Annotated in this window: 29 protein-coding genes and 1 pseudogene; 25 read left to right on the plus strand and 5 right to left on the minus strand. The window is 70.5% G+C overall.

The window, feature by feature from the left end:
* The 3 genes and pseudogenes from ACFQ6S_RS31935 to ACFQ6S_RS31945 form a co-directional block, all read left to right on the plus strand.
* Positions 1–176 (plus strand): hypothetical protein (locus ACFQ6S_RS31935; RefSeq protein WP_383418262.1); only part of this gene is annotated, 176 nt, incomplete at its 5' end.
* A gap of 75 nt (positions 177–251) precedes the next feature.
* Positions 252–439: pseudogene (locus ACFQ6S_RS31940) on the plus strand (hypothetical protein); the annotation flags it as partial.
* Positions 440–493: 54 nt separating this feature from the next.
* Positions 494–1,042 carry a hypothetical protein gene (locus tag ACFQ6S_RS31945; RefSeq protein ID WP_383417479.1) on the plus strand — a complete coding sequence of 183 codons (549 nt, stop codon included), beginning with the start codon at positions 494–496 and terminating at the stop codon, positions 1,040–1,042.
* On the opposite strand, the gene ACFQ6S_RS31950 is transcribed toward ACFQ6S_RS31945, so the two are convergent.
* Positions 1,043–2,401 carry a M14 family metallopeptidase gene (locus tag ACFQ6S_RS31950; RefSeq protein ID WP_383417481.1) on the minus strand — a complete coding sequence of 453 codons (1,359 nt, stop codon included), beginning with the start codon at positions 2,399–2,401 and terminating at the stop codon, positions 1,043–1,045. It abuts the gene before it with no gap.
* Between the two features lie 348 nt (positions 2,402–2,749).
* Between ACFQ6S_RS31950 and ACFQ6S_RS31955 the strand changes: the two genes are divergently transcribed.
* From ACFQ6S_RS31955 to ACFQ6S_RS31970, 4 genes are all read left to right on the plus strand, one after another.
* Complete coding sequence (locus tag ACFQ6S_RS31955) at positions 2,750–5,101, plus strand: ATP-binding protein (protein WP_383417483.1); 2,352 nt, start codon at positions 2,750–2,752, stop codon at positions 5,099–5,101.
* A gap of 61 nt (positions 5,102–5,162) precedes the next feature.
* Positions 5,163–6,077 carry an anti-sigma factor RsbA family regulatory protein gene (locus ACFQ6S_RS31960; RefSeq protein WP_383417486.1) on the plus strand — a complete coding sequence of 305 codons (915 nt, stop codon included), beginning with the start codon at positions 5,163–5,165 and terminating at the stop codon, positions 6,075–6,077.
* A 76-nt stretch (positions 6,078–6,153) separates the two neighbouring features.
* Positions 6,154–6,528 carry a hypothetical protein gene (locus ACFQ6S_RS31965; RefSeq protein WP_383417488.1) on the plus strand — a complete coding sequence of 125 codons (375 nt, stop codon included), beginning with the start codon at positions 6,154–6,156 and terminating at the stop codon, positions 6,526–6,528.
* Positions 6,529–6,583: 55 nt separating this feature from the next.
* Entirely contained in the window at positions 6,584–7,906 is a 1,323-nt protein-coding gene (locus ACFQ6S_RS31970) for an Nramp family divalent metal transporter (protein ID WP_383417491.1), read from the plus strand.
* 6 nt (positions 7,907–7,912) lie between these two features.
* On the opposite strand, the gene ACFQ6S_RS31975 is transcribed toward ACFQ6S_RS31970, so the two are convergent.
* Complete coding sequence (locus ACFQ6S_RS31975; protein WP_383417494.1) at positions 7,913–9,049, minus strand: hypothetical protein; 1,137 nt, start codon at positions 9,047–9,049, stop codon at positions 7,913–7,915.
* Positions 9,050–9,151: 102 nt separating this feature from the next.
* On the opposite strand from ACFQ6S_RS31975, the gene ACFQ6S_RS31980 reads away from it, so the two are divergent.
* Complete coding sequence (locus tag ACFQ6S_RS31980) at positions 9,152–9,529, plus strand: hypothetical protein (RefSeq protein WP_383417497.1); 378 nt, start codon at positions 9,152–9,154, stop codon at positions 9,527–9,529.
* A gap of 11 nt (positions 9,530–9,540) precedes the next feature.
* On the opposite strand, the gene ACFQ6S_RS31985 is transcribed toward ACFQ6S_RS31980, so the two are convergent.
* Positions 9,541–11,244, minus strand: a complete 1,704-nt coding sequence (locus tag ACFQ6S_RS31985) for a chitinase (RefSeq protein WP_383417500.1) — start codon at positions 11,242–11,244, stop codon at positions 9,541–9,543.
* Positions 11,245–11,521: 277 nt separating this feature from the next.
* On the opposite strand from ACFQ6S_RS31985, the gene ACFQ6S_RS31990 reads away from it, so the two are divergent.
* The 14 genes from ACFQ6S_RS31990 (at position 11,522) to ACFQ6S_RS32055 (ending at position 22,635) form a co-directional block, all read left to right on the plus strand.
* The gene (locus ACFQ6S_RS31990; RefSeq protein ID WP_383418264.1) at positions 11,522–12,331 is read left to right on the plus strand and encodes a hypothetical protein; all 810 of its coding nucleotides are present in this window, start codon (positions 11,522–11,524) and stop codon (positions 12,329–12,331) included.
* Positions 12,332–12,391: 60 nt separating this feature from the next.
* The gene (gene cpaB, locus ACFQ6S_RS31995) at positions 12,392–13,099 is read left to right on the plus strand and encodes a Flp pilus assembly protein CpaB (protein WP_383417503.1); all 708 of its coding nucleotides are present in this window, start codon (positions 12,392–12,394) and stop codon (positions 13,097–13,099) included.
* Between the two features lie 9 nt (positions 13,100–13,108).
* Positions 13,109–14,374, plus strand: coding sequence for a CpaE family protein (locus tag ACFQ6S_RS32000; protein ID WP_383417506.1), 1,266 nt, complete (start codon positions 13,109–13,111; stop codon positions 14,372–14,374).
* A gap of 50 nt (positions 14,375–14,424) precedes the next feature.
* Positions 14,425–14,745, plus strand: a complete 321-nt coding sequence (locus ACFQ6S_RS32005) for a pilus assembly protein (protein WP_383418266.1) — start codon at positions 14,425–14,427, stop codon at positions 14,743–14,745.
* A 1-nt stretch (position 14,746) separates the two neighbouring features.
* Complete coding sequence (locus tag ACFQ6S_RS32010; RefSeq protein ID WP_383417509.1) at positions 14,747–15,109, plus strand: TadE/TadG family type IV pilus assembly protein; 363 nt, start codon at positions 14,747–14,749, stop codon at positions 15,107–15,109.
* Between the two features lie 12 nt (positions 15,110–15,121).
* Positions 15,122–16,459 carry a CpaF family protein gene (locus ACFQ6S_RS32015; protein ID WP_383417512.1) on the plus strand — a complete coding sequence of 446 codons (1,338 nt, stop codon included), beginning with the start codon at positions 15,122–15,124 and terminating at the stop codon, positions 16,457–16,459.
* A 10-nt stretch (positions 16,460–16,469) separates the two neighbouring features.
* Positions 16,470–17,417, plus strand: coding sequence for a type II secretion system F family protein (locus ACFQ6S_RS32020; protein WP_383417515.1), 948 nt, complete (start codon positions 16,470–16,472; stop codon positions 17,415–17,417).
* 28 nt (positions 17,418–17,445) lie between these two features.
* On the plus strand, positions 17,446–18,333 hold the full coding sequence (locus ACFQ6S_RS32025; RefSeq protein ID WP_383418268.1) for a DUF5936 domain-containing protein: 888 nt from the start codon (positions 17,446–17,448) through the stop codon (positions 18,331–18,333).
* Positions 18,334–18,353: 20 nt separating this feature from the next.
* Positions 18,354–19,697 carry a sensor histidine kinase gene (locus ACFQ6S_RS32030; RefSeq protein WP_383418270.1) on the plus strand — a complete coding sequence of 448 codons (1,344 nt, stop codon included), beginning with the start codon at positions 18,354–18,356 and terminating at the stop codon, positions 19,695–19,697.
* Positions 19,694–20,446 (plus strand): response regulator, encoded by a 753-nt coding sequence (locus tag ACFQ6S_RS32035; RefSeq protein WP_383417518.1) that lies wholly within the window; start codon positions 19,694–19,696, stop codon positions 20,444–20,446. Before ACFQ6S_RS32030 ends, ACFQ6S_RS32035 begins: the two co-directional genes overlap by 4 nt.
* 133 nt (positions 20,447–20,579) lie before the next feature.
* On the plus strand, positions 20,580–20,777 hold the full coding sequence (locus ACFQ6S_RS32040; protein ID WP_383417521.1) for a Flp family type IVb pilin: 198 nt from the start codon (positions 20,580–20,582) through the stop codon (positions 20,775–20,777).
* On the plus strand, positions 20,774–21,385 hold the full coding sequence (locus ACFQ6S_RS32045; RefSeq protein WP_383417524.1) for a pilus assembly protein TadG-related protein: 612 nt from the start codon (positions 20,774–20,776) through the stop codon (positions 21,383–21,385). The genes ACFQ6S_RS32040 and ACFQ6S_RS32045 overlap by 4 nt, the downstream gene beginning before the upstream one ends.
* A gap of 34 nt (positions 21,386–21,419) precedes the next feature.
* Positions 21,420–21,998 carry a hypothetical protein gene (locus tag ACFQ6S_RS32050; RefSeq protein WP_383417527.1) on the plus strand — a complete coding sequence of 193 codons (579 nt, stop codon included), beginning with the start codon at positions 21,420–21,422 and terminating at the stop codon, positions 21,996–21,998.
* 7 nt (positions 21,999–22,005) lie between these two features.
* Entirely contained in the window at positions 22,006–22,635 is a 630-nt protein-coding gene (locus ACFQ6S_RS32055; protein ID WP_383417530.1) for an OmpA family protein, read from the plus strand.
* 16 nt (positions 22,636–22,651) lie between these two features.
* Here ACFQ6S_RS32055 and ACFQ6S_RS32060 read toward each other — a convergent pair whose 3' ends face one another.
* Complete coding sequence (locus ACFQ6S_RS32060; protein WP_383417532.1) at positions 22,652–23,017, minus strand: DUF192 domain-containing protein; 366 nt, start codon at positions 23,015–23,017, stop codon at positions 22,652–22,654.
* Between the two features lie 70 nt (positions 23,018–23,087).
* Between ACFQ6S_RS32060 and ACFQ6S_RS32065 the strand changes: the two genes are divergently transcribed.
* Both ACFQ6S_RS32065 and ACFQ6S_RS32070 read left to right on the plus strand, forming a co-directional pair.
* A complete protein-coding gene (locus ACFQ6S_RS32065) occupies positions 23,088–23,966 on the plus strand; it encodes an LLM class flavin-dependent oxidoreductase (protein ID WP_383417535.1) in 879 nt (292 codons plus the stop codon).
* Positions 23,967–24,021: 55 nt separating this feature from the next.
* Positions 24,022–24,510, plus strand: a complete 489-nt coding sequence (locus ACFQ6S_RS32070) for a GNAT family N-acetyltransferase (protein ID WP_383417538.1) — start codon at positions 24,022–24,024, stop codon at positions 24,508–24,510.
* Here ACFQ6S_RS32070 and ACFQ6S_RS32075 read toward each other — a convergent pair.
* Entirely contained in the window at positions 24,495–25,037 is a 543-nt protein-coding gene (locus tag ACFQ6S_RS32075) for a DinB family protein (RefSeq protein ID WP_383417540.1), read from the minus strand. The genes ACFQ6S_RS32070 and ACFQ6S_RS32075 overlap by 16 nt on opposite strands.
* 6 nt (positions 25,038–25,043) lie before the next feature.
* Between ACFQ6S_RS32075 and ACFQ6S_RS32080 the strand changes: the two genes are divergently transcribed.
* Positions 25,044–25,829, plus strand: a complete 786-nt coding sequence (locus ACFQ6S_RS32080; RefSeq protein WP_383417543.1) for a methyltransferase domain-containing protein — start codon at positions 25,044–25,046, stop codon at positions 25,827–25,829.
* Positions 25,830–25,839 lie beyond the last annotated feature (10 nt).

Raw genomic sequence — 25,839 nt, forward strand, 5'->3', positions numbered from 1 at the left:
GTCTCGCATGTCAACGACGGTGCCCGCGAGCGGAGCTCGCTGATGGTTGCAGCTGGATCGTCGCCAAGTACTTCGGCATCACCGAGCGGGACACGTTGAAGACGTGGACCGTGCTGGAGAGTGTGCTGTCGGTGGCGGGGTTCGTGGTGGCGGCGGTGTTGAGTCTGTTCGTCTAGCGGTGATCGCGCCTTGATCGGGAGGTGCGGGATGGAGGCGGCCTTCGCTGTGTTGGTGGGGGCCGCCGGCTTCTTGGCTCGGTCTTCGTCTCGCATGTCAACGACGGTGCCCGCGAGCGGAGCTCGCTGATGGTTGCAGCTGGATCGTCGCCAAGTACTTCGGCATCACCGAGCGGGACACGTTGAAGACGTGGACCGTGCTGGAGAGTGTGCTGTCGGTGGCGGGGTTCGTGGTGGCGGCGGTGTTGAGCCTGTTCGTATAACGATGCGGGGGCTGGTTGTGCGGGACACAGGGTTGTCGACCATACTGCTCGGCTGTGGAGCAGCGCATAGGTTCAGGCAGCCAGCCCCTGGAGGGCGCCGGGTTCGACCCGGCCTTCATCCCCGGGCTCACCTCGCCCGCGTCGAAGAAGGAGGACGCGGCCGAGGACGGCGACGTCGAGGAGACGGTCCTCGAGAGAGCCGAGGAGCCCGAGGCGAAGGCCGATGTCGAGACCGGCGACGAGACCTCGGACGAGACCTCCGAAGAGGCCGACGTCCAGGACGATGACGATGACGACGACGAGGAGACGCCCGCCGACGGGCCCGTCTTCGAGGCCGCCGATCGCCGGGCCAGAATCGTCGTCGACCACAAGGGCGTAAGGCTCACCCTGGACGACCAGGAGTGTGAGTTCCGCTGGGACGAGATCGGCGCCCTGGAGACCGAGTCCCCGCGCTTCGGGAAGCGATACACCGTCACGGTGCACACTCCTGACCGCCGCTGGTACCCGATCGAGATCGAGGCGACGGCCAGGAGCCGCTTCAAGGAGTGGGACGAGCAACTGGACGCGGTCCTCGACGCCTACTTCGAAGACGACGCCGAGTAACTAACCGCAGTACTGGGCCTCCTTGCCGATGGACCGGTACATGCAGTCCGAGTTCTCCAGCAACTGCAGCACCGCATCCCGGTTCCGGGCCGTCTCCCGCTCGATCACCTCGTCGGGCGGGTAGAACCCGCCCCCTCCGGACCTCGGGTACATCTCGAAGGTGTACGAGAAGATCTTCTGGTTGCCCCACAGCCAGTCGTCGATCGACCCGTCGGTGATGTACAGATCGCTGGCCTGCTCCGGCGTGTAGCCGTTGCTCGCGGCCATCTTCTGCCCGACCGCGGCGAACGCGTTGCGGTCGTCGGCCGTCATCCCGGTCGTGGTGTCGGAGTACGTGTACCCGAACGGCCACAACACCAGCTCGCTGTACGTGTGGAAGTCGATCCCGGCCGTGATCTGCTGCTTGCCGCCGACGACCCGGCTGCGCACGAAGTTCGCGACCACCTTCACCTCGGGCGCCGACTCGGCGGACGCGCCCCGGTACGTCTCCGAGGACGTCGACCCCGAGGAACCGCCGCAGCAGCCCCACCGGTAGTTCCAGTTCCGGTTGAGGTCGGTCCCCACGGCCGACGAACCCGAGTTGGGCTGCCGGTTCTTGCGCCACGACCGGTAGGAGCCTGTGGCGATGTCGTACTCGCCGCCGTCCGGATTGAGGTCGGGCACGATCCAGATCTCCCGGTTGTTCACCATGCCGGTGACCCGGGAGTCGCTGCCGTAGTCGGAGGTCAGCTCGCGCAGCAGATACAGCGCCATCTCGACGGTGAGGTGCTCACGGGCGTGCTGGTGATGGGTGAACAGGACCTCCGGCTCGGCCTCGTCGGAGCCGACGTTGTCGCTGATCTTGATGGCGACGATGTTCCGGCCCTGGTACGACGTGCCGATGACCCGCTGGCTCGCGATGGAGGGGTTGGCCGAGACGATCGAGTTGATCTCGCTCGTCATCTCCGCGTAGTTGTGATAGCGCGAGTCGCCGGACGGGAAGTCGTACAGGCGTACGTCGTCCTCGCCGGCGGACCGGTCGGGGACCGCGCCGAGCGGGGTGACGTCGTAGCCGAGTGCCCTCAGCTTCTTGATCTGGTCCGCCCGGCCGGAGACGACGACGCCGTGGTCGTCGCTGGCGTCCACGGTCACGCCGGCCCGCTGAAGTGCCGTGCGGTCCTTGGCGGTCGCCTGCAGCCGGACCTCGTACTGCCGGATGTCGTCGGCCGACGAGGCCGCCTTGGCGGAGCCGTCGGCGCTGTCGGCGTTGGCCGACACGTTCGCCGAGAGCGGTGCCGCGAGGGTCAGGGCGAGCAGGGCGGCGAGGGCGGCGGTCCGTCTGCCGCTCCCGGCGCCTGAGCCGCGTATGCGAAGTCGCATGAATTCTCCTTGTGGGAGTGGGGGGTGGGGTTCAGTGCGACGTGCGGGTACGTGGTGCGGGTGTGGCGCTCATCGTGCGGCTATGGCATGAACGGGTCAAGAGCGGGCGGGGTGCCGATGGCGTGAACCATCCGAAAATCGGCCGCGCAGTGTACGCGCGCGGCCGCTGTGCGGAGCGGTCCCGGGGGAAGTCCACCCCGGGGTGTGATCCGGGCGTGCAAGGCGGCGCCGGGTGGGGGGAGTGTGGTGATCCGCGCAAGGGGAGAGCGGTGGGAGCGACGGAGTGGCGGGGACCGGCGCACCCACCGCCTCCCCAGCCTTCGACCACACCCGGAGGAACAGCTGATCATGGGCGGATCAGCGCCACGACGGGATCACCGACTGCCGGTCGAGACGACCAGCTTCGTCGACCGGCGCGCCGAACTGGCCGCCGGACGCGAACTGCTGGCGAGGACCCGGCTCGTCACGCTCACGGGCCCCGGCGGCGTCGGCAAGACCCGCCTCGCCGCACGCCTCGCGGCCGGCGTACGGCGCACCTTCCCCGACGGCGTGCGCTTCGTGCACCTCTCCGGCCTGGAGGACCCGGCGCTCGTCCCGCTCGCCGCCGCCGACGCGCTGGACCTGCACGACCACACCGCGCAGCCGCCGCTTCAGGCGCTGGTGGAGCGGTTGCGGGACCGCCGGCTGCTCCTGCTGCTGGACAACTGCGAACATCTGCTGCCGGCCTGCGCCGAACTCGCCGGGGCCCTGCTGCACGGCACGACCGGCGTACGGATCCTCGCCACCAGCCGCCACCGGCTGGGCCTGACCGAGGAACACCTGCTGGACGTACGCCCCTTGCCGGTCCCCGACCCGGACGGCGGCCCGGCCCTGGCCCTCTTCGCCGACCGGGCCGCCGCGGTGGTCCCCGGCTTCCGTCTCACCGCCGCCAACCGCGCCTCCGCCGCCCGTCTGTGCCGCCGCCTCGACGGCCTGCCCCTCGCCATCGAACTCGCCGCCGTCCGGATGCGCGTCCTGGACGTCGACCAGTTGCTCGCCCGCCTCGACGACCGCTACCGCCTGCTCACCGGCGGCAGCCCCACCGCCCTGCCCCGTCACCAGACCCTGCGCGCCACGGTCGACTGGAGCCACGAACTGTGCACCGGGGGCGAGCAGTCGGTATGGGCCCGGCTGTCGGTGCTGGCGGGGAGTTTCGACCTGGAGACGGCGGAGGCGGTGTGTGCGCGGGAGGCGGGGGCGGACCCTGAAGGGGCGTCGGCTCACGACCATGACGTCCTCGACGCCATCACCGGCCTCGTCGACAAATCCGTCCTGTCCCGGGAGTCCGGGCCCGACGGCATCCGCTACCGCCTCCTCGACACCCTCCGCCACTACGGCCTGGACCGTCTGCGCCGGCTCCCCGGCGAGGAGGCCGCGGCCCGGCGGCGCCAGCGGGACTGGATGCTGCGCCGCGCCGCGGCCTGTGAGAGCGCCTGGTTCGGGCCGGGGCAGCGGGAGATCGTCGCCCGGCTCCGGGCCGACCAGGACAACCTCCGTACCGCCCTCGACTTCAGCCTCACCACCCAGGGCGAATCCCTCACCGGACTGCGCCTCGCCGGCACCCTGTGGTTCTACTGGCACGCCTGCGGCGCCCCGCGCGAGGGCCGGATCTGGCTCGAGCGCGCCCTGGCCGCCAACCCGGAGCCCACCGGCGAACGGGCCCGCGGCCTGTGGATCGCGGGGCTCCTCGCCGCCGCCACCCACGACCTCACCGCCGGCCTCGCCCGCGCCCGCGACGCCCACGCGCTGGCAGGAGACCTCGACGACGAGGCGGAGGCGGCGCACGCCGAGTACGTCATCGGTGTCATCACCCTGTTCATGGACGATCTGCCGGCCGCGCTGAAGCACTTCGAGGCGAGCGTCGCCCGCGGCCCCGTCCCCGGCCAGCACCTCAGCCTCCACGGCCTGGACCAGGTCGAACTAGCCTGCGCCCTGGGCTTCCTGGGCGACGCCGACCGCGCGGTCGAGGTCTGCGAGCGGGCCCGGCGGATGTGCGAACGGCACGGCGAGGAGTGGGTGCACTCGTACGTCCTGCGGATCCTCGCCCTCGCCCGCACCGTGCAGCGGGACTGGCAACGGGCCGAACACCACGCCCGCCATGCCCTGCGCCTGAAACTCGCCGTGCACGACGTCATCGGCATCGCCCTGACCCTCGACCTCCTGGCCCGCACCGCCACCGAGACAGGCGCCCAGGAGCGCGCGGCCGTCCTGCTCGGCGCCGCCGACCGCACCTGGTCCGCCATCGACCGCGACCGCTGGGGCTCGGCGTCCCTTAAGTCCACCCGCCGGGAGAGCGAGACCCGGGCACGCGAGGCACTGGGCCCGCCCGACTACCGTCGGGCGTACGAGCGCGGCGCCGGACTCGACCTCACCGAGACCGTCGAGTACGCCGTCGACGACGGCAGAAGGCCCCCACGGCCCACGGCCGGCCGCAAGCCGAACGGCCGTCCCAGACCCGGCCGCGCCGCGACCGGCGTGCGCCTCACCCGCCGTGAGAGCGAGGTCGCCGAACTGGTCGCCCAGGGACTCGCCAACCAGCAGATCGCCGACCGCCTGGTCATCGCCCGCCGCACGGCCGAGGGCCACGTCGAACGCATCCTCGGCAAGCTCGGCTTCAGCAACCGCAGCCAGATCGCGGCCTGGGTGGCGGCCCAGCGCTGACACCCACGGCCGTCGAGGCGGCCGCAGCACCCCCGATCCGCACCCGACAGGAGCCCGTACCATGACCGCCCGACCCACCCCGCCCCAGGACCGTTTCGACCACCGTATGAGCGTCTTCGACACCGACGACGAGTTCCTGGCCGACGCCCTCCCCTTCCTCACCGAAGCCCTCGCGGCGCCCGGCGAGCCCCCACCGGTCGTCATCGCCGCCCCGGGCAACCTCGACCTGCTGCGCGACGCCCTCGGCACCGACGCGAAGGACATCGGCCTCGTCCCGCACACCGACTGGTACACCGGCTCCGCCGCCAACGCCATCGCCCAGGGCGCCGGTTACCTCGCCGCGAACGCCGGCCCCGGCGGCCGTGTCCATCTCCTGATGGAGCCTGTCTGGGGCGGCCGCGCGGGCCGCTCGCCGCGTGAGACCGCCGAGTGGATCCGCTACGAGGCCCTCGCCAACCTCCTCTTCGCCCCGCACGCCACGACCGCGCTGTGCGCCTACGACGCCCGCGTCACCGGCCCCGCCATCGTCGCCGCGGCCCGCCGGGCCCACCCCGGGACGGGTGTGTACGAGGACCCGTTCCGGCTCGCCGCCGAACTGGACGCCGTACCCCTGCCACCGCCGCCCGCCGACGCCGAGCGCCTCACCGGCCCGGCCCCTGCCGCCGACGCCGTACGCACCTGGGCCACCGTGCAGGGGCTGTCCGCCGCGGACGCGGAGCTGTTCGGCACGGCCGTCGCGGAGGCGGCCGCCGCCGTCGGCCCGCTCGACGGTGCGCTGCTGTGGGGCGAGGCCCCGGCGTGCGTCTGCGAACTGCGCACCGGGCACCGGGTCGACGACCCGCTCGCGGGCTTCGTACCGCCGGCCAGTGCGGAACTGGAGCCCGGACAGGGGCTGTGGTTCGCCCGTCAGGTGTGTGCCTACGTCGATGTGCGGGTCGAGGGGGACGGGGCGAGCGTACGGCTCCAGTACGGGTAGGGAGTTCCGGGTGCAGGTATGGAATCGGGTATTCCTCCCCATGCGGACGTACCCCCGTACCCCTCACCCTGGACCCATGCTGTACGGCTTCAATCCCCAACCGCCCATAGGGGCAGGCCATCTGAGCGTCGAGTACGAACCACGTCCCTCCGCGGTCGGCGAGGCCCGCGCGGCCGTCCGCCGGCAACTGGAGGGATGGGGACTCGCGGATCTGGAAGAACTGGCCGACGTGGCCGAGCGCCTCGTGAGCGACCTCGCCACGAACGCCCTGAGACAGGCGGCGAGCCGGTTCCGGCTCACGTTGTCCGCCGCGCACGGGATCCTGCGGTGCGAGGTACGGGACGGGGTGGGGAAGACGGTGTGGTTCGAGCTCGGCACATGCCGGTGCGCGCCGGGGCTCGTCGTCGGGGGTTCGTCCCACGGTCCGGGGGTGTCGCCGCGCCGCGGGTAGTCCGTCCGTGCCCGCCCTCTTGTCGACCCGGCCTCTTTACGGTTTCTTGATCTGCATGGCGGACACCACAGGTAACCCCACGTCGACTGAGGCATCCTCCGGCAGTAACCCCCCACCCGGCACATCCCGTTGGCGGTACATCGGGCCCGGCATCGTCGTCGCCGCGACCGGTGTCGGGGCCGGCGATCTGGTCGCCACCCTCATCGCGGGCAGCAACTTCGGATACACCCTGCTCTGGGCCGCGGTCATCGGCTGCCTGGTGAAGATCTCCCTCGCCGAGGCGGCGGGGCGCTGGCATCTGTCGACCGGCCGTACCCTCTTCGACGGCTGGGCCAGCCTCGGCCGCTGGACCACGTACTTCTTCGGCGTCTACGTCGTGATCTGGGGCTTCGTCTACGGCGCGGCCGCGATGTCGTCCAGCGCGCTGCCGCTGCAGGCATTCTTCCCGGACGTGATGGACCTGGAGTGGTGGGCCATCGCCTGCGGTCTGGTCGGCCTGGTCTTCGTCTGGTTCAACAAGTACGCCGTCTTCGAGAAGGTCATGACGGTCCTGGTGGGCGTCATGTTCGTGGTGACGGTGTACCTGGCGATCAGGGTCACCCCGAACCTCCCGGACGCCTTCGCCGGCCTGCTGCCCGTCCTGCCAGACGAGAAGGACTCGATCCTCAACACCCTGGGCCTGATCGGCGGTGTCGGCGGCACCATCACCCTTGCCGCGTACGGCTACTGGGTCAACGCCAAGGGCTGGACGAGCACCGGCTGGATGAAGGTCATGCGGCTCGACAACCGGGTCGCCTACGCCACCACCGGCATCTTCGTGATCGCGATGCTCTTCGTCGGCGCGGAGCTGCTGCACTCGGCGAACGTGGCCATCGCGAGCGGCGACAAGGGCCTGCTGCAACTGACCGACATCCTGGAGGCGGAGTACGGCACCGCGACGGCCAAGTTCTTCCTGATCGGCTTCTTCGCCACCTCCTTCACCTCCCTGATCGGTGTCTGGCACGGCGTGAGCCTGATGTTCGCCGACTTCGTCGCCCGCTTCCGGGGCCAGGGCGAGCAGAAAGGCGAGGAGGTCGCCTCCGGCGCACGCGAACGCTCCTGGCCGTTCCGCGCGTACCTGCTGTGGCTGACCTTCCCGCCCATCGTCCTGCTCTTCCAGGGCGAGCCCTTCCGCCTGATCATCATCTACGGCGTCCTGGGCGCGGCCTTCCTGCCGTTCCTCGCCGGCACCCTGCTGTGGCTCCTCAACTCCTCGCGCACACCGAGTCAATGGCGCAACGGGCCGGTGAGCAACGTGATGCTGGCGATCGCCGGGCTGCTGTTCCTGGTGCTGTGCCTGAAGCAGGTCTGGGACCAGCCGTGGTCGGAGTTCTTCTAGAGCCGTTCAGCTGAACCGGTCCCACTTCGGGCTGAGGGCGATCTCCCGCAGCTGCTCCATCGTCAGATTCGGGGTCGAGCGGAAAGGAACGCCACGGCTGGCGGGGTTGTACGCACTGATCACCACACGCAGACCGTCCGTCCGCAGCGTGTCGACGGTCCACATCACGCTCTCCTCGACGCCCTTGTCGCCCGGCCCCCGCCGGGTGGCGACCTTGGTGCCGTCGGGCAGCGTCTCGGCGTCGGCACCGTACGACTCGTCGGCCATGTCGGACGGGGTGTCCTGCTGGACGTCGATCAGGACCGTGGTCTCGATCGGGACGAAGTTCTTGGCCTTGACGTCGAAGACATCGACGTACGGGTAATCGTTGCGTGTTTCGAAGACTTGGCGGTTTTTGGGGAGGAGCGCAGCGAGGGTGTCATTGACTGCCTCCACGGTGGGCACCTCGCCCTCGCTCGGCGTGGGTGACTGCGCCCAGCCCTTCCGCTCGTCGACGACGGCGTCCACGATCCGCCGCCACACCCCGGCCGTGACCAGCTCTTTCAACTGCGCTGCGGACAGTGGAGGTTCGGCCCGACTAATGGGAGCCCCCGACGGGGCGGAGGAGTTCCATTCCGTGACGCTGACGTACTGCCCGCTGGAGGTGAGCAGCTGGGCCGACCACACCTTGGTGTCCAGGCGCCGGTCATCTTGGTATGCGTACGTTCTGAGCAGCGTCACGCGCGAGTGGTCGGGCAGCGAAGTCATTACGCAGTTGTCGTCCTCCGACCCGGCCGTGGTCGGACAGCCGATGGTCATCTCGCCCTGCATGTCGTTCGGGATATAGCGGTCGAAGCCGAGGCGGATGGCCGCCGGTCCCTTGCCGTCGTCGTAGACGATCTCCGTGCCATACGGACTGCTTCCTGCGCCCAGTCTGCTTGGCTCGGTGATCCTGCCCTCTGGCAGCATTTGCCTGAGTGCGGAGACCAGGTCGGCCCTGGAGGTGGGGCCGGGGGAGGGGGCGTGCGATTCGTCGCCCCGGGGACCGAGCAGGGCCGCGCCGATCGCGACGCATGCGATGACGACACCGGCCACCACCACGGCCCGCCACATCGGCCGCAGCCGTCGTACCCGTGCCTCGAAGTGCTCCTGACCGTGTTCCACGGGCACAGCAAACCACTGTGTTCGAATCGGCGAGGAAGAATGTCACCGCAGCACCGAGAGTTCACATTGGGCACCGCGAGCATTGGACCAAGGACCCGACGGATGACCGAGCAGCCACCACCCCCCATGCCGGGCTTCGGCCCACCCCCGCCGCAGTACGCCCCCGCACCGCCCGCGTACGCACCCGCCCCGGTCCCGGCAGGCCCGGAGTTCCTGGCCGTCGACAAGCGCAACGCGATCGTCGTCGACGCGTCCGGCGTCGTCTTCGAGATGTCCGGGCACACGCTGGAGTTCCGCTGGCCCGAGATCCACGGCGTCCACTACAAGGCGAGTCCGGACGGCAAGGCGCTGATGGTCGCCGTGGTCCACCCGGACGGCCGGTTCCACGAGTGCGCGGTGGAGGCCAAGCCCCGGGCGCGGCTGCAGGAGTGGTTCCCGCAGCTGGCCTGGGTGCTCGGCCACTACCGTCCGATGGGGTAGGTCGGTGGCGCCTACGGCAGCGCGTGCACGTGCGGCCCCACCGCGTTCGACCAGGCGTTGCCCGCCGTCGCGTCCCAGTTCGTCGACCAGGTCATCGCGCCGCGCAGGTCGGGATAGGTCCGCGAGGGCTTGAAGGAACCGCACCCCGTGCCCTTGGTCAGGCAGTCCAGGGCGCTGTTCACGACGGACGGCGCCACGTACCCGCTGCCCGCGCCCCGCGTCGAGGCCGGCAGGCCGAGCCCGACCTGGGACGGGGCGAGGCCGCCCTCCAGCTGGATGCAGGCCAGGGCGGTCAGGAAGTCCACCGAGCCCTGGCTGTAGACCTTGCCGTCGCAGCCCAGCATCGAACCGCTGTTGTAGTACTGCATGTTGACGACCGTCAGGATGTCCTTGATGTTCAGGGCCGTCTGGAAGTAGGAGTTCGACGTCGACTGCATGTCGATGGTCTGCGGCGCCATCGTGATGACCAGCGACGAGCCCGCCTTGGACGACAGGGAGCGCAGCGCCTGCGTCATGTAGGTGGCGTTGAGGCCGTTCTCCAGGTCGATGTCGACGCCGTCGAAGCCGTACTCCTGCATGACCGAGTACACCGAGTTCGCGAAGTTCGTCGCCGACGTGGAGTCGTTCACCGACACCGTGCCGCGCTCACCGCCCACCGAGACGATGACCTTCTTCCCGGCGGCCTGCTTCGCCCTGATGTCCGCCTTGAACTGGTCGACGGTGTAGCCGCCGAGCCCGGCCGAGTCCAGGTTGAAGGTGACCGCGCCCGGCGTCGTGGTCGCGTCCGCGAAGGCGACGGCGATGATGTCGTACTGGGACTGGACGTCGGCGAGCTTCTGGACGGTGGCGCCGTTGTTGAAGTTCTGCCAGTAGCCGGTCACCGCGTGCTTGGGCAGGGCCGGACCCACCGGGCCGGCCGTGGTCGTCCCCGTCACCGCCGCCGACTTCGGCGACTCACCGGCCGAGTTGGCCGCCGTGACCTGGAAGGAGTACGACGTCGAGGCCGCGAGCCCGGTCACGGTCGCTGAAGTGCCGGTCACCGCGGTCACCTTGGTGCCGCCGCGGTAGACGTTGTAGCCGGTCGCGCCCGAGACGGTGTTCCAGGCCAGGGAGACGGTCGAGGAGGTCGTACCCGAGACGCTGAGCCCGCTCGGGGCGCCGGGGATCGTGGGGGTCGGGTCGGTGCCACCGCCGCCGTCGGGGCCGAAGACCGACAGGTCGTCCGCGTAGTAGGCCGCCTGCCCGTACCACCCGTGCGTGTAGACGGACACCGAGGTCGTCGAGGCGCCGGTGGTGAAGGTGGTCGACAGCTGCTTCCAGGACGACGAGTCCGGCGTCCAGGTCGACACGTCGGTGGTGCCCGTGCCCGTGACGCCCAGGTAGGTGTAGCCGCCCTGCACCCAGGCGCTCAGCGAGTACGTCGAGTTGGGCTTCACCGCCACGGACTGGGTGCAGCGGGCGTTGTCCTGTCCGGCCGGGGTCGCCTTCAGGGCGGTGGCGCCGCCGTGCACCGGGGAGGACACGGTCGCGCCGCTGTTCGCGGAGCAGGTCCAGTTGGTCAGGCCGGACTCGAAGCCGGCGTTCTTGGCGTTGTTGACGTCCGCCGCGGCCGCGTGGCCCGCGCTGAGGAAGGTGAGGGAGAGGGCGGAGGTGACGGCTGCCGCCCAGAGGCGTGCCGGTCGGCCGCGGCGCCCCTGTCGTCTGTGTATGAACATGTCAACCAAGTTGGTCCAGACCAATCCGAGTGTCAAGAGATTCCGGTCATGGAGAATTGGCGTGCGCAACCTGCCCCGTTTTGGCGTGACTTGTGCGAACAGAGTTCCTTCCCGGCTACAGAAACGCTGTTCTCCGGCCATCGAGCCGTGGATACAGTGCTGAGATAGTCACGCAATGAAGTCATCTCGGTGCACCGGAGTAACACCGACGCACCGAAACCGGGCGGGAAACGGGGAGCGACGCGTGTCAACTGCCATTGCCGTGACCAGCGCCGACATGGCGCTGCCGGCGCAGGACGAGCGAACCGTGCCCGCCGTCGTGCTGGGGGACCTCGACCGGGAGCCGCTGGAACGGTCGTTGGCGGGCATGCAGACGCTGATCGAGCAGCACGGCCATGTGATCGTCGTCTGCTCGCAGGCCGCTCCCCGGGGCGTACAGCAGCGGCTGCACACCGTACGGTCCCTGCTGGAGAGCGACCGTATCGCCGTGTTCCGGCCCGAACTGCCCCCGCTCGGCCTCGCGGTCCTCGCCCGCCAGCTGCGCCAGCTCGCCTCCTGCGACCTCAGCCCCGGCATCCTCGCCTCGGCCGGCCGGCTGCTCACCCACTACATTCACGCCGGAGCGCTCCTCGGCTCCGTCACCAAGCTGGACCGCGTCCCCGTCGACCTCAAGTCGCACGCCAAGTCCTGGATGCCCGGCAGCCAGTTCGGCGTCCTCGCCCACCCCGGCCCGCAGCTGGTCCGCATCGCCCCGGGAGCCACCCTCGCCGGCCCGGAGTTCGGCACGTCGATGCTGGTCGCCCAGGGGCAGCTGCAGTCCGACTGGGTCACCGCCACCCTGGCCAAGTCCTGGAACGCACAGGGCCTGCGCGAGGTGGTCCTGCCCGCCGAGTCGGCCACCTGGTGGGGGACGGCCAAGCTGATCGAGTTCTGCGCCTATCTGCCCGACCTGTCGGTGCTTTACCAGCTCGTCACCTCCGTACGGCAGAACTCCTGTCACTGGTGCGGCATCGACGTCATCGGCGACCGCTGCGTCTTCTGCTCCGCCGTCCCGCCCACCCACGAGCAGCCGGCCCGCGCAGGCTGACGGACCCGGCCCCACCCCGACCGCCCCCCGACCGATTCCCCCAATGAGGTTGCACGGCTCATGAACTCCCGTCAGCGCCGCGGCGTGATACTCCTGCTCCTGTCGATCGTCTGCGCCCTCGGCGCCTTCGCCGGTGTCCTGTCCGTCATCAGCGACGTGAAGTCCAAGGTCGGGCCGGAGGTCACCGCCTACCAGCTCAAGCGGAACGTCGCCCCCTACACACCGCTCAGCGCGGGCCAGTTCGAGAAGATCGAGATGCCCGAACGGTGGCTGTCGGAGAACGCGGTCACCGATCTCCGCGAGGTCCGGGGCAAGATCGCCGTCACGAACCTGCGCAAGGGCTCCCTGCTCCAGAGCGACATGATCGTCGACCAGCCCGCCCTCCAGACCGGTGAGCAGGAGATCGCCATCATGATCGACGCCGCGACCGGAGTGGCCGGCAAGATCACCCCGGGCTCCAAGGTCAACGTCTACGCCACCTTCGAGGGCGAACGCGACGGCGATCCCGACCAGTCCAGGCTGATCGTGGAGAACGCCCGGGTCATCGACGTCGGCGAACTGACCTCGCTCCAGCCCGACGACAACGACAACGGCCGGCGGCCCACCGAGGCCGTCCCGATCACCTTCGCCCTCGAACCGATCGACGCCCAGCGCCTCACGTACGCCGAGTCGTTCGCCGACGAGGTCCGGCTCGCCCTGGTGGCACCCGGCGCCGACTCCGACATCCCCGCGACGAACCGCACGTACGAACTCGCCAAGGACAAGTGAGAGGCCCCCATGCCCACGAGGATCCTCCCGGCCGTCGGCGACGCGGACGCGGTCCGGTCCCTCACGACGCTGCTCAGCCAGCTCCCCGACGCCGAGCCGGTCGCCCCGGTGACCGACTCCACCCAGCTCGTCGACACCCTCGCCCGTCTCGCCGCCGAGTCCATCGACGAACTGCCCGAGGTCGTCGTGGTCCACGAGCGCATCGGCCCCGTCCCCGCCCTGGAACTCATCCGCGAGGTCGCCCTGCGCTTCCCGGCGGTGGGCGTCATCCTCGTCACCTCCGACGCGAGCCCCGGTCTCTTCCAGGCCGCCATGGACTACGGCGCCCGCGGCCTGGTCGCACTGCCGCTCAGCTACGAGGAACTGGCCAGCCGGGTCAACGCGGTGGCCCAGTGGTCCATGGGTGTACGGCGTCATCTGGGCGCCGGCGGTGATGTGTTCAGCGGCGTCGGCGGCACGGTGGTCACGGTGAGCGGCGCCAAGGGAGGCGTGGGGGCGACCCTCACCGCCATCCAGCTGGCCCTCGCCGCGCAGGCCTCGGGCCGCAGCGCCGCGCTGCTCGACATGGACCTCCAGACCGGCGACATCGCGTCCTACCTCGACATCCAGTTCCGCCGCTCGGTGGTCGACCTCGCCGCCATCAACGACATCTCGCCGCGGGTGCTGGCGGACGCGGTGTTCCGGCACGACACGGGCGTGGCGCTGCTGCTCGCCCCCGGCGACGGCGAACGCGGCGAGGAGGTCACCGACCGGGCCGCCCGCCACATCGTCAGCGCCCTGCGCTCCCGTTACGAGGTCGTCGTCATCGACTGCGGCGCCCAGCTGTCGGGCGCGAGCGCGGCCGCCGTGGAGATGGCCGACACCGCCCTGCTCGTCACCACGCCGGACGTGGTCGCCGTACGCGGCGCCAAACGCACGGTACGGATGTGGGACCGCCTGCAGATCCGCAAGGCGGAGGAGACCACGATCGTCGTCAACCGCCACACCCGCGGTACGGAGATCCAGCCCGCCCTGATCCAGCGCATCACCGGCACGGGCATCGCCGTCACCGCGATTCCCGCCAACTTCAAGGAACTCCAGGGCGCGGTCGACGCCGGCCGGGTGCACGAGCTGGACGGCAAGAGCACGGTGAAGCAGGCCCTTTGGGCGCTCGCGGGCGAACTGGGCCTGGTCAAAGGCACCGAGGGGGCCGTACAGCAGCGCCGAGTCGGCAGGGCGCGGGGCGCGGACCGGGCGGCGCTGACCTTCCGCAGGCGAAAGGAAATAGGGCGGTGAAGGGGCGGTTCAGGGACGACCGGGGGCAGGTGGCCGTCGAGTTCCTCGGGATGCTGCCGCTGATCACCCTGACGCTGGTGCTGCTGTGGCAGTGCGTGCTGGTGGGGTACACGTACACGCTCGCGGGGAATGCTGCGGACGAGGCGGTGCGGGCGGGGACGGCGTCGGAGGGGCAGTCGGCCTGCCAGGAGGCCGGGCTGGAGCACCTTCCCGACGCATGGCAGGGGGATGCCGGAGTGGAGTGCGGGGCGAGCGGCGGCTTTGTCACGGCGGATGTGACCCTCCGGGTGCCCGTCCTCTTCCCGGGCGCGATCGGCTTCCCGTTCACCGTCGAGGGCCACGCGGGGGCCGTACAGGAGGAGAAGGACTGAGATGCCGTACCGACTTCGCCCCGGCCGTGCGGGCCGCGACCGCGGTCAGGTCGCCATCGAGTACCTCGGGTTCATCCCGATCCTGATCCTCGTCGCCATGGCCGGCGTGCAGATCGGGCTCATCGCCTACGCCGCCCAGCAGGCCGGCACCGCGGCCAGGGCGGGGGCGCGGGCGGCCTCGCTGGACGGGAGCGCGCAGGACGGCTGTGTGAACGCGATCAGCGACTGGCTGTCCGTCAGCTGCTCGGAGGCGTCCGGCGGCGACTCGATCACCGTGACCGCCACCGTCCAGATCCCGTCCATCGTCCCCGGCTGGGACTTCGACGACGCCCAGAAGACCGCGACCATGCCGCTCGACCACTGAACGAGGATCCACATGAGTCTGAGGTCACGCATCAACTCCCCCGAGGAGCACGGCAGCCGGGGCGAGGACGGCCACCTGGTCTCCTCCTACCGGGCCAAGCTGCTGGAGGAGATCGACCTCGCGGAGATGAGCTCGCTGGCGGCGGCGGAGCGGCGGGCCCGCCTGGAACGGGTGCTCGGGCACATCATCAGCCGCGAGGGTCCGGTGCTGTCCACGGTCGAGCGCTCGCAGCTGATCCGCCGGGTGGTCGACGAGGCACTCGGCCTCGGCATCCTGGAGCCGCTTCTGGAGGACGCGTCGATCACCGAGATCATGGTGAACGGCCCGGACGCGATCTTCGTCGAACGCGGGGGCCGGGTGGAGCAGTTGCCGCTCCGCTTCCCCTCCCACGACCAGCTGATGCAGACCATCGAGCGGATCGTCTCGACGGTGAACCGGCGCGTGGACGAGTCCAATCCGATGGTCGACGCCCGGCTGCCCTCCGGCGAGCGCGTGAACGTCATCATCCCGCCGCTGGCCCTGACCGGCGCGACCCTGACGATCCGCCGCTTCCCGCGCTCCTTCACCCTGCACGAAATGACCGGCCTCGGCTCGCTCGACGAGCCCATGGTGTATCTGCTCGCCGGGCTGGTGCAGGCGAAGTTCAACGTCATCGTCTCCGGCGCCACGGGCACGGGGAAGACGACGCTGCTCAACGCGCTGTCGGGCCTGATCCCCGAGAGCGAGCGCATCATCACCATCGAGGACTCCGCCGAACTCCAGCTCCAGCAGGGGCATGTGATCCGCCTGGAGTCCCGCCCGCCGAACGTCGAGGGCAAGGGCCAGGTCACCATCCGTGACCTGGTCCGCAACTCGCTGCGGATGCGGCCCGACCGGATCGTCGTCGGTGAGGTCCGAGGCGGTGAGTCCCTGGACATGCTCCAGGCGATGTCGACCGGCCACGACGGCTCGCTGGCCACCGTGCACGCCAACAGCGCGGAGGACGCCCTGATGCGTCTGAAGACGCTGGCGTCCATGTCCGATGTCACGGTCCCCTTCGAGGCTTTGCACGACCAGATCAACAGCGCGGTCGACGTGCTCATCCAGCTGACCCGGTTCCCGGACGGCGCCCGCCGGATCACCGAGATCGCGATCCTGGACAGCCACGGGGCGGAGCCGTACCGCCTGGCGACGGTCGCCCGCTTCAACGCCCAACCGATGACGCCCGACGGCCGCGTCCACGGCGCCTTCGCGTACTACCCGCTGCCACGCCGCACCGCCGACCGCCTCTACATGGCGAGCCAGCCGATACCCCAGGCCTTCGGCGTCGCCCAGACCCCGCTCGAGCTCGCCACCCGAGAAGCCAGGTAGGACCCCGACCATGGACCTCCAGACCCGTATCACGCTCACCACCGGCATCGTGCTGCTGACCTGCGCGCTGGCCGTGCTGGGCGTCCACGCCTACGCCGCGGGGCGGGCACAGCGCCAGGCCCTGGTCGAGCGCCTGACCGCCACCGGCCAGCTCACCGGAGCCGGGGGCCGACGCCGCCGCTTCGTCGACCTGGACCGCCGGCTGCGCCGTACGAAACTGGGCAAACAGCTCGAACTGCGGCTGGTGGCCACGGGTCTGGACGTCACACCGGGCGAATTCTTCGTCTACATGCTGGCGACGGTGGCCGGCCTGTGGCTGATCGGCCAGGCGACCCTGGCCCCCTTCTTCGGCCCGATCGCGGGCCTGCTGGGCGTGTGGGCCGCGGTCCAGTTCCTCAACTGGCAGCGCCAGAAGCGCATCGAGAAGTTCATCAACCAACTCCCCGAACTCGCCCGCATCCTCGCCAACGCCGCCCACGCCGGTCTCGCCCTGCGCACCGCGATCGGCCTCGCCGCGGAGGAGCTGGAGGCCCCGGCGGGCGAGGAACTGGCCAACGTCTCCAACCAGCTGGCCCTCGGCGCCTCGATGGACGACGCCCTGGGCGAGCTCGCCGAACGCCTCCCGTCGCGCGAACTGGTCGTCCTGGTGACCACGCTGGTCCTCTCCAACCGGGCCGGCGGCCAGGTGGTGAGCGCGCTGCGGAACCTCACGGAGACGCTGGAGGAGCGCAAGGAGACCCGGCGCGAGGTCCGTACCCAGCTGTCCCAGGTGAGCATGACCTCGTACGCGGTCCCGGTGCTCGGCATCGGGTCGCTGTTCCTGATGAACGGGGTGAAGGACGGCGCCCTGGACCGGATGACGGGTTCGCCGCTGGGCCAGGCCGCGGTGCTCACCGCGTTCGGACTGTACGCGGTCGGCTTCATTCTGATCCGCCGCCTTTCGCGGATCGACGTCTGAGGGCGGGGGACAGCTGATGGAACTCGGAATCGGACTCCTGCTCGCGACGGTCATGGCCCTGAGCGTCTGGGGCGTCTTCGCCGGCATCCGCCTGTACCGGGCGGAGACCAGACTGCCCAGCGATCTCGCGCTGGCCCTGGAGATCGGCGCCACCCGAACCGGCGCCGTGGACTCGCTCATCGACCGCATGGGCATGCGCTACGCCCCCGCCGTACTGCGCCTGATGGGCCCGAAGCTGGTCGCCAAGTACCGCCGCAAGATCGACCTCGCGGGCAACCCCGGCGGCCTCACCATCGACCGCTATGCCGCCAGGCGCGCGGTGTACGGCTTCCTGGGCGCGGTCGGCTTCCTGGTGTTCCTGCTGCGCGGACAGTTCCTGGTGGCCTTGCTGCTGCTGGCGTTCGGCGCCTTCTGGACGGAGGTCGGCATCTGGTCGGCGATCCGGATCAGGAAGGACGAGATCGAACGCACCCTGCCGGACTTCCTGGACGTCCTCGCGGTCGTCGTCAGCGCCGGCCTGGGCTTCCGCCAGGCACTCGACCGGGTCGCCTCCAAGTACGAGGGCCCATGGGCCGACGAACTGCGCATCACCCTGCGCCAGATGGACCTCGGCATGAGCCGCCGCCAGGCCTTCGCGGAGCTCCGCCGGCGCAACGACTCCGAACAGGTGGCCATGTTCGTGACGGCGCTCCAGCAGGGCGAGGAACTGGGCGCGCCGATCGTGGACACACTGGTCGCCCTCGCCAAGGACATGCGCCGCACCGACGCCCAGAACGCCCGCCGGAAGGCGGCCCGCGCGGTGCCGAGGGCCACGCTGATGATCACGACGTTCATGGTTCCGGCGACGATGATCCTGCTGGGGGCGGGGCTGCTGCTGGGGTCGGGCACGGACTTCGGTTCGCTGACGGGGGAGTAGGGGGAGGGGCCGTGGCAGGCATGCCGTTGAGGGTGAGATCGGGGGCCGGGGGTGCGAGGTTCGGCCTCGGGCTGCTGCGAGGCCGTCGCCGGGCCGCGGACGGCTCCGGGGAGCCGGACCGGTCCGCGCGGATCCCGCTCCAGGTCAACGCCCTGCAGGCGATGTGCCGCCAGGTCTTCGGCTTCCGGCTCGCCATGATCGCGCTGTCCGCACCCGGGGCCCTGCTGGGCGCGGCGCCGGGCCTGGGCACCCGGCTGGTGGGCGCGGCGGTCGTGGTCACCTTCATGGGCTCCTACGTCCTGTTCCGCGACTGGGAACGCTTCGGCCCGCTCCTCCTGCGCCACCCCACCCTCCTGGCGGCGGACACCCTCTTCACGTCCCTGCTGCTGATCTCCGCGGGCCCGGACACGACTCTGGCCTACGTCAGCGTCTGCACCCCGCTGCTCGCCGGGATCGTCTACGGCTACCGGGGCGCCGCGGTCTTCGCGAGCGTGCAGTCCCTGATCCTGCTCCTTGCCTACGCGATCAACACGGACGCCCGGTCCGCGGGCCTGGCCGACAAGCTGCTCCTGCCGGGCCTGTGCGTCATCACGGGTGCGCTGGGCTCCTCGCTGCGCAACCTCATGCTCCGCTTCGGCACGGCGACCGAGGCGCTGACCACGGTCCGGGCGCGCCTCGCGGTCACGGAGGCGGTGAGCGCGGAACGGGCCCGGCTGGCCCGTGAGATGCACGACTCGGTGGCGAAGACGCTGCACGGCGTGGCACTGGCGGCCGACGGCCTCGCGGTCTCGGCGGCGGCGACCCCGCTGGACGCGGCCCGCATCGGACAGCAGGCGGAACTGGTCTCCCGCTCGGCCCGCAGAGCGGCGGCGGAGTCCCGGGAACTACTGGCCGACCTGCGCCGAGAGTCCGACCCGGACCGGATGACGGACGTGACACCCGAACTGGCGGATCAGACAAGGGACTTCACCGCGCGAACGGGCCTGCCGGCGACCTGCGACCGGATGGGCGAAGCCCCCGCACCGGCCGTTCCGCCCGCCGTGGCCCGCCAGCTCCTCACCATCACGGCCGAAGCCATGGAGAACGCCCACCGCCACGCGAACGCCACCCGGGTCGACATCCGGGCGGGCGTCCGCGGCGAGGTTCTCTGCCTGACGGTGCGGGACGACGGGCGGGGCCTGCCGCCCGACGCCACCCTCGACCAGCTCCGCCGAACCGGCCACTTCGGCCTGCTCGGCATGGCCGAACGCGCCGCGTCGATAGGCGCCCGCATCCACTTCGGCAAGGGCACCCACGCCCGTGGCACGGAGGTCCGCCTGGAACTGCCCCTGGCGGCCCTGACGACGACGAAGGCGATCCCATGAAGACGTCGGAATCACCCCCGCCCGCCACGCCGCCGCTCCGACTGGTCGTGGCCGACGACAACCCGGTGGTCCGGGCGGGCCTGACGGCCCTCCTCTCCACCCACGCCGACATACGGGTCGTGGCCGAGGCGACCAACGGCCACGAGGCCCAGGAGGCGGCCCGCCGGCACCGCCCCGACGTGATCCTCCTGGACGTACGGATGCCGGGCATGGACGGCATCGCGGCACTTCCGCATCTCGTACGCATCGCGCCGGTGATGATGCTGACGTACAGCGGGGAGTCCGAGACGGTCCGCGAGGCGCTGCGCCGGGGGGCCGCCGGCTATCTGGTGCACGGCGAGTTCACGACGGACGAACTGCTGGAGGCCGTACGGGATGTCCGGCGGGGGAGACCACGGCTGACGCCTACGGCGGCGGCTGCGGCGTGGCCATCGCTCGCGCAAGCAAACGATGAACTCCCAACTGTTACAGGGAATTCCGGGGAACCGCTTTCGCAAGTGCAATCGACTGTGGGACAGTCTTCGTCGTACAGATCGCGGTTCCGGCTGAGCAGGAGGGAGGCGGAGATCATGGACCTCATCGCAGCGGGCATGAACAACCAGCAGATCGCCGCCACCTGCTTCATCAGCGAGAAGACGGTCAAGAACCACATCAACCGGATCTTCGCCAAACTCCACAGCACCAGTCGCGCGCAGGCCGCCGCCAAGTGGCTGGGCACGGCGCCGGGTTCACACCCGGGACGGAGCTGACCGGCGATGACACAGCGATGGTTTTCGGCCGGGGCCGGGAATTGGGCCCAGGGACCCTCTGGTGTTCGGGGAATTCCCGCTTACTTTTCTCCCGAGACTTCTCACCGGACTTGCGAGCCCAGAGGGGAACACCATGAGCAACTGGATCCACACCACCGTCGAGAACCTGCGTTCCCGCGCCGTGCGGGACGACGAGGGGCAGACGGCGGTGGAGTATCTGGGCATCATCGCGGTGGTTGTGGCGATTGTGTTGGCCATTACGGGGACGGACATCGGGCAGACGATCTTCAACGCGATCACGGACAAGATCACCGAGGTCACCGGCGGTTGACGAGGCCCCGAAGGCACGACGCAGGGCAGGCCTTCCCCATCTACATCACAGTGGTGGCGGGTCTGCTCTTTCTCGCGTTCGCGTACCTTGCGGTCGGCCAGGCCGCGGCAAACAGGAACGGAGCCCAGACCGCCGCCGACGCGGCAGCCCTCGCGGCGGCGCAGGAGACCCGGGACCGGTTGGCGGGGGACTGGTTGGAGGTCGTGGCGGACCCGGCGAAATGGCGGGACATCCTCGACGGCGACACCGCGGTGCTCGACGGTTGCTGGCGGGCTTACGAACTCGCCGCCCAGAACGACGCGGATGTCGAAGGCTGCGGTCCGCAAGGACTGTTGGGCTACAAGGTCGATGTCGAGACCAACAAGTCCGTCGGTGATTCCATAGTCCCGGGCACGGAGGACAAGCACTCGACGGCGTCAGCCATCGCCGTGATCAAGCCGCTGTGCACCTTCGACCTTCCCGGCGGGGACGCCGACGAGGGCGACGGGAACGACACACTGCCACTGCCGCAACTCACCTGCGACGACACGAACTGGGACCCGGACCCGGACGACCCGAGCACCCTTCCGGAACCCGAGGACCTCTTCGACGTCCATCTGGCCGACTGACAAGCCAACGACGAATGACGAAGGAAGCAGAGGCATGAGCATTCGGTTCACCACGAAGGCCCGTAGGGGGATGGTCGCGATGACCGTCGCGGCCGGACTGGCCCTCGGTGCGGCCGGCTGCGGCAGTGGAGGCGACGACAAGAAGCCGGAGGCTTCGCCGTCCGCGCCCAGCACCGGCGGATCCGATCCGAGTGCTCAGGAGGAGCAGGCGGGTGACCCCTTGGCCGAGTTGAAGGGCCCCAACGGTCTGCTGCTCCAGATCGGCTCCGCCTCCCGGGACACGGGTGGATTCATCACGGTCAGTGGCGAACTGAAGAACGACGGCGACAAGACGCTGGCCATCCCCGCGCAGTTGAGCGGCAACGAGACCGAGATCATCAGGAACGGCCGCTCGTTCGGCGGGGCCACGCTGGTCGATTCCAAGGGGAAGAAGCGCTACTACGTCCTGAGGGACACGGACGGCCGCCCGCTCACCACCACGGGCATCTCATCCATCAAGTCGGGCGAGACCATCCCGGTGTTCATGCAGTTCCCGGCACCGCCCACCGACACGGCGGACGTGAGCCTCCAACTGCCCATGTTCGCGCCGGCCGACATCACGATCTCCGGGTGAGGCCCAAATGACCCGCACCCCCCGCCTCACCCTCACCCTCACCGCCGCCACGATCATGGTCGCCGCCAACATCCTCGGCGCCACCACGGCCGACGCCGACGACGACCCCGGCGTCCCGCCCGGCACCGAGGCCAGCGCCAGCGCCCCCGTCGAGGTGGACGCCAACGACCCCGACCTCAAGCTCCCGGAAGGCGCCACCCTCGCCGAACCCAAGGTCCTGGACATCAAGCAGGTCGTCGAGGACCAGAGCGGCGAGGAACGCCGGGAGGACACCAACGCGGACGTGAAGTTCGCGCTCCAGGCCGAGGTGCTGTTCCCCAAGGACAGCGCGAAGCTGACCGGCGAGGCGAAGGCCCGGATCGCCTCGATCGCGGAGGAGATCAAGACCCAGAACGCCACGCGGATCCGTGTCTTCGGGTTCACCGACAACCTGGGCTCCTTGGCCCACGGTGACGTCCTGTCCAGGCAGCGCGCGAACGCCGTACAGGGAGTCCTGGACTCGGAGCTGAACGACTCCACGGTCACCTACGAGGTCCGGGGCTACGGCGAGGAGTACCCGATCTCCTCGAACACGACGGAGGCCGGCCGCAAGAAGAACCGACGGGTGGAGGTCTCCTTCCCGCGCTCGGACGGCTGACCCGGCGGGGGCGGCCTCACCCCACGTCCACCGTCACCCGCACCCCGACCCGCACCCCCCACCCGGCCATCGCCCCCGCCTCCGCCTCCAGCACATGCCGGGAGCGGAGCCGGGGCAGCCCGAGCCGACCCGGCCTCATGGTGCGTACGGCGATGACGTTCAGCCGCCGGTCGAGATACGCGACGTCGATGGGTATGCGCATCCGGAACGTGTGCACGCTGCCGGCCGGCGTCAGCAGCATCGCCCCGTCGACGGCATCCCGCCCGAGCAGCCCCTTCGTACGGGCCCGGTACGACGAGGCCACCTCCAGGGGAACCGGCACATCCCCCCGCTCCCCGTGCACGACCAGGGCCCCATGCCCATCACGCCATCGCCGCGCCATCCTCGGCCGCCTCCCGCCACTGCAGAATTCCGGGTTGTCGGGCCAGTGTTACCCGGGTAGGAAAGGCCCCATGACCGGACTCGGCGCAGTATTCCGTCCCCAGCTCGCCCCCGAACGCCTCCGATCCGTCGCCCGGCTCGCCGACGAGACAGGCCTGGAAGAGCTCTGGCTCTGGGAGGACTGCTTCCGTGAGGGAGGGATCTCCACCGCGGCGGCCGCCCTCGCCTGGACCGAGCGTGTCAGGATCGGCATCGGGCTGCTGCCCGTGCCGCTGCGCAATGTCGCGATCACCGCCATGGAGGCCGCCAGTCTGTACCGGATGTTCCCGGGGCGGCCGATCCTCGCCGTCGGACACGGCGTGCAGGACTGGATGGGGCAGGTCGGAGCGCGGGCCGAGTCACCGGTGACTCTGCTGCGGGAGCATCTCGACGCGCTGCGGGCCCTGCTGCGCGGGGAGCTGGTGACCGTCGAGGGGCGGTACGTCAAGCTCGACGACGTCGCCCTGGACTGGCCGCCCGCCGAGCCGGTGCCCGTCATCGCCGGTGCCACCGGACCCCGCTCGCTGCGGCTGGCCGGTGCCGCCGCCGACGGGACGCTGCTCACCGCCTCGACTCCGCCCGAGGGCGTGCGCAGGGCGCGGCAGCTCATCGACGAGGGGCGGGAGTCGGCGGGACGTACCGGCGGCGAGCCGCATGAGGTCGTCGTCTATCTGCTCACCGCCACCGGGGCCGACGGGCCCGCCCGGCTCAAGGCCGAACTCGAGGCCGAGGGGGTCGCCGCCGTGCCCGACCTCGGGGTCGCCGGGGACGCCGGAGCCGTGGCGAAGGCCGTGCAACGGCTCGCGGACGCCGGTGCCGACACCGTGGTCCTCCAGCCGACGGGGGACGAGCCGGACCCGGAGGCGTTCGTGCGGTTCGTGGCGGAGGAAGTGCGGCCGTTGGTGCCCTAGGCCGTGTCCGGTCGGCACGAGGGCGTTGTCAGTGGCTGCTGCCACACTCCGAGGCATGAGCGTTGACCCGGGCATCGACAGCGTGGACGTCCGCATCCGGGAGGTCCTGGACTCCGACCTCGAGGCCTTCCTCGCCTACGAGCACGACCCGGAGGCCGTCCGGCGCTCGAGGTTCACACCCCGGCCGCGGGACGCCTTCATGAAGCACTGGCGGACCAGTGTGCTCGGCGACGAGACCTGTCTCGTGCGGACCGTCACGGTCGGGGACGAGGTGGCCGGCAGTGTCGTCTCCTGGTGGGACGGCGACCGCCGCTTCCTCGGCTACTGGCTGGGGCGGCCGTACTGGGGCCGGGGCGTCGGCACCGCGGCCCTCGCCCTCTTCCTCGACACGGAGCGGACCCGCCCCCTGTACGCCGACCCCTTCCACGCCAACACGGCCTCGGTACGCCTCCTCGAACACCACGGCTTCCAGCGGGCCGGCACCCTCCACCATGGCGAGGACGAGCATGTGCTGCTCGTGCTCCCCGGTCAGCCCGGCCGGTGATCCCCCATCGCCCCGTCGATCAGCTCGCGCACGATGTCCATGTGGCCCGCGTGCCGTGCCGTCTCCTCGATCATGTGGACGAGCACCCACCGCATCGACACCTCGGAGTCCCGCCACGAGGGCTTCCCCAGGGCCGTGAGCGACCGTTCGGCGATCACCCGGTCCGCCGCGGCGCGCGCACGGCCGTAGAAGTCGATGATCTGCTGTGTCGTCTCGCCCTGGTCCGCCCGCATGTCCTCGTCGCTGTACGGGTCGAACCACAGCGGCTCCACCTCGCCGCCGAAGGTCGAGACGAACCAGCCGTACTCCACCGACCCGAGGTGCTTGACCAGGCCCAGCAGGCTGGTGCCCGTCGGGGTCATCGGGCGGCGCAACTGCTCGTCGTCCAGCCCCTCCAGCTTCCAGACCACCGCGTCCCGGTGCCGGTCGAGGCCGGCCCGGAGTGTCGTCTTCTCATCCGCCGTGTACGTCGAGTTCGTCATGGCGCCGGAAATTATCAGCAGCCACTGACAGCGCCCTGCGATCATGACCGCATGGGACAGGACAGCGGGTCGTTCGAGGAGTTGGTCGCCGAGGGCGTCGCCGTCCCCACCGAGGGCTGGGACTTCTCCTGGTTCGAGGGGCGGGCCACCGAGGCGCGGCCCTCATGGGGATACGCGCGGTCCCTGGGCGGGCGGCTGGCCGCCGCCACCTCCGCGCTCGACATCCAGACGGGAGGCGGCGAAGTCCTGCACTTCGCCCTCGCCGCCGCTCCGAAGGCCCCGCCGCTCACCGTCGCCACCGAGGGCTGGCCGCCCAACGTCGCCAAGGCCACGGCCCTGCTCCGCCCGTGCGGAGTCCCGGTGGTCGCCGCGCCGGACGACGCCCCGCTGCCCTTCGCGGACGGCGCCTTCGACCTGGTGTCCAGCAGGCATCCGGTGCAGCCGCACTGGCAGGAGATCGCCCGCGTCCTCCGGCCCGGCGGCACCTACTTCGCCCAGCACGTCGGGCCCCACAGCGTCTTCGAGCTGGTCGATTACTTCCTCGGGCCCCAGCCCGCCGAGGTCCGCGACGGCCGCCACCCCGACCGCGAGCGCGCCGGCGCCGAGGCCGCCGGCCTGGAGATCGTCGAGCTGCGTGCCGAGGAACTGCGCATGGAGTTCCACGACATCGCCGCCGTCATCCACTTCCTGCGCAAGGTGGTGTGGATGGTCCCCGGCTTCACCGTCGAGGCGTACCGTCCCCGACTCCGCGCCCTGCACGAGCGGATCGGGTCCGAGGGCCCGTTCGTCGCGCACAGCACCCGCCACCTCTTCGAGGCCCGCAAGCCCGCCTCCTGAGCCGGCGTCA

Source organism: Streptomyces sp. NPDC056479 (assembly GCF_042795335.1).
In the GTDB taxonomy this organism is placed as follows: Bacteria; Actinomycetota; Actinomycetes; order Streptomycetales; family Streptomycetaceae; genus Streptomyces.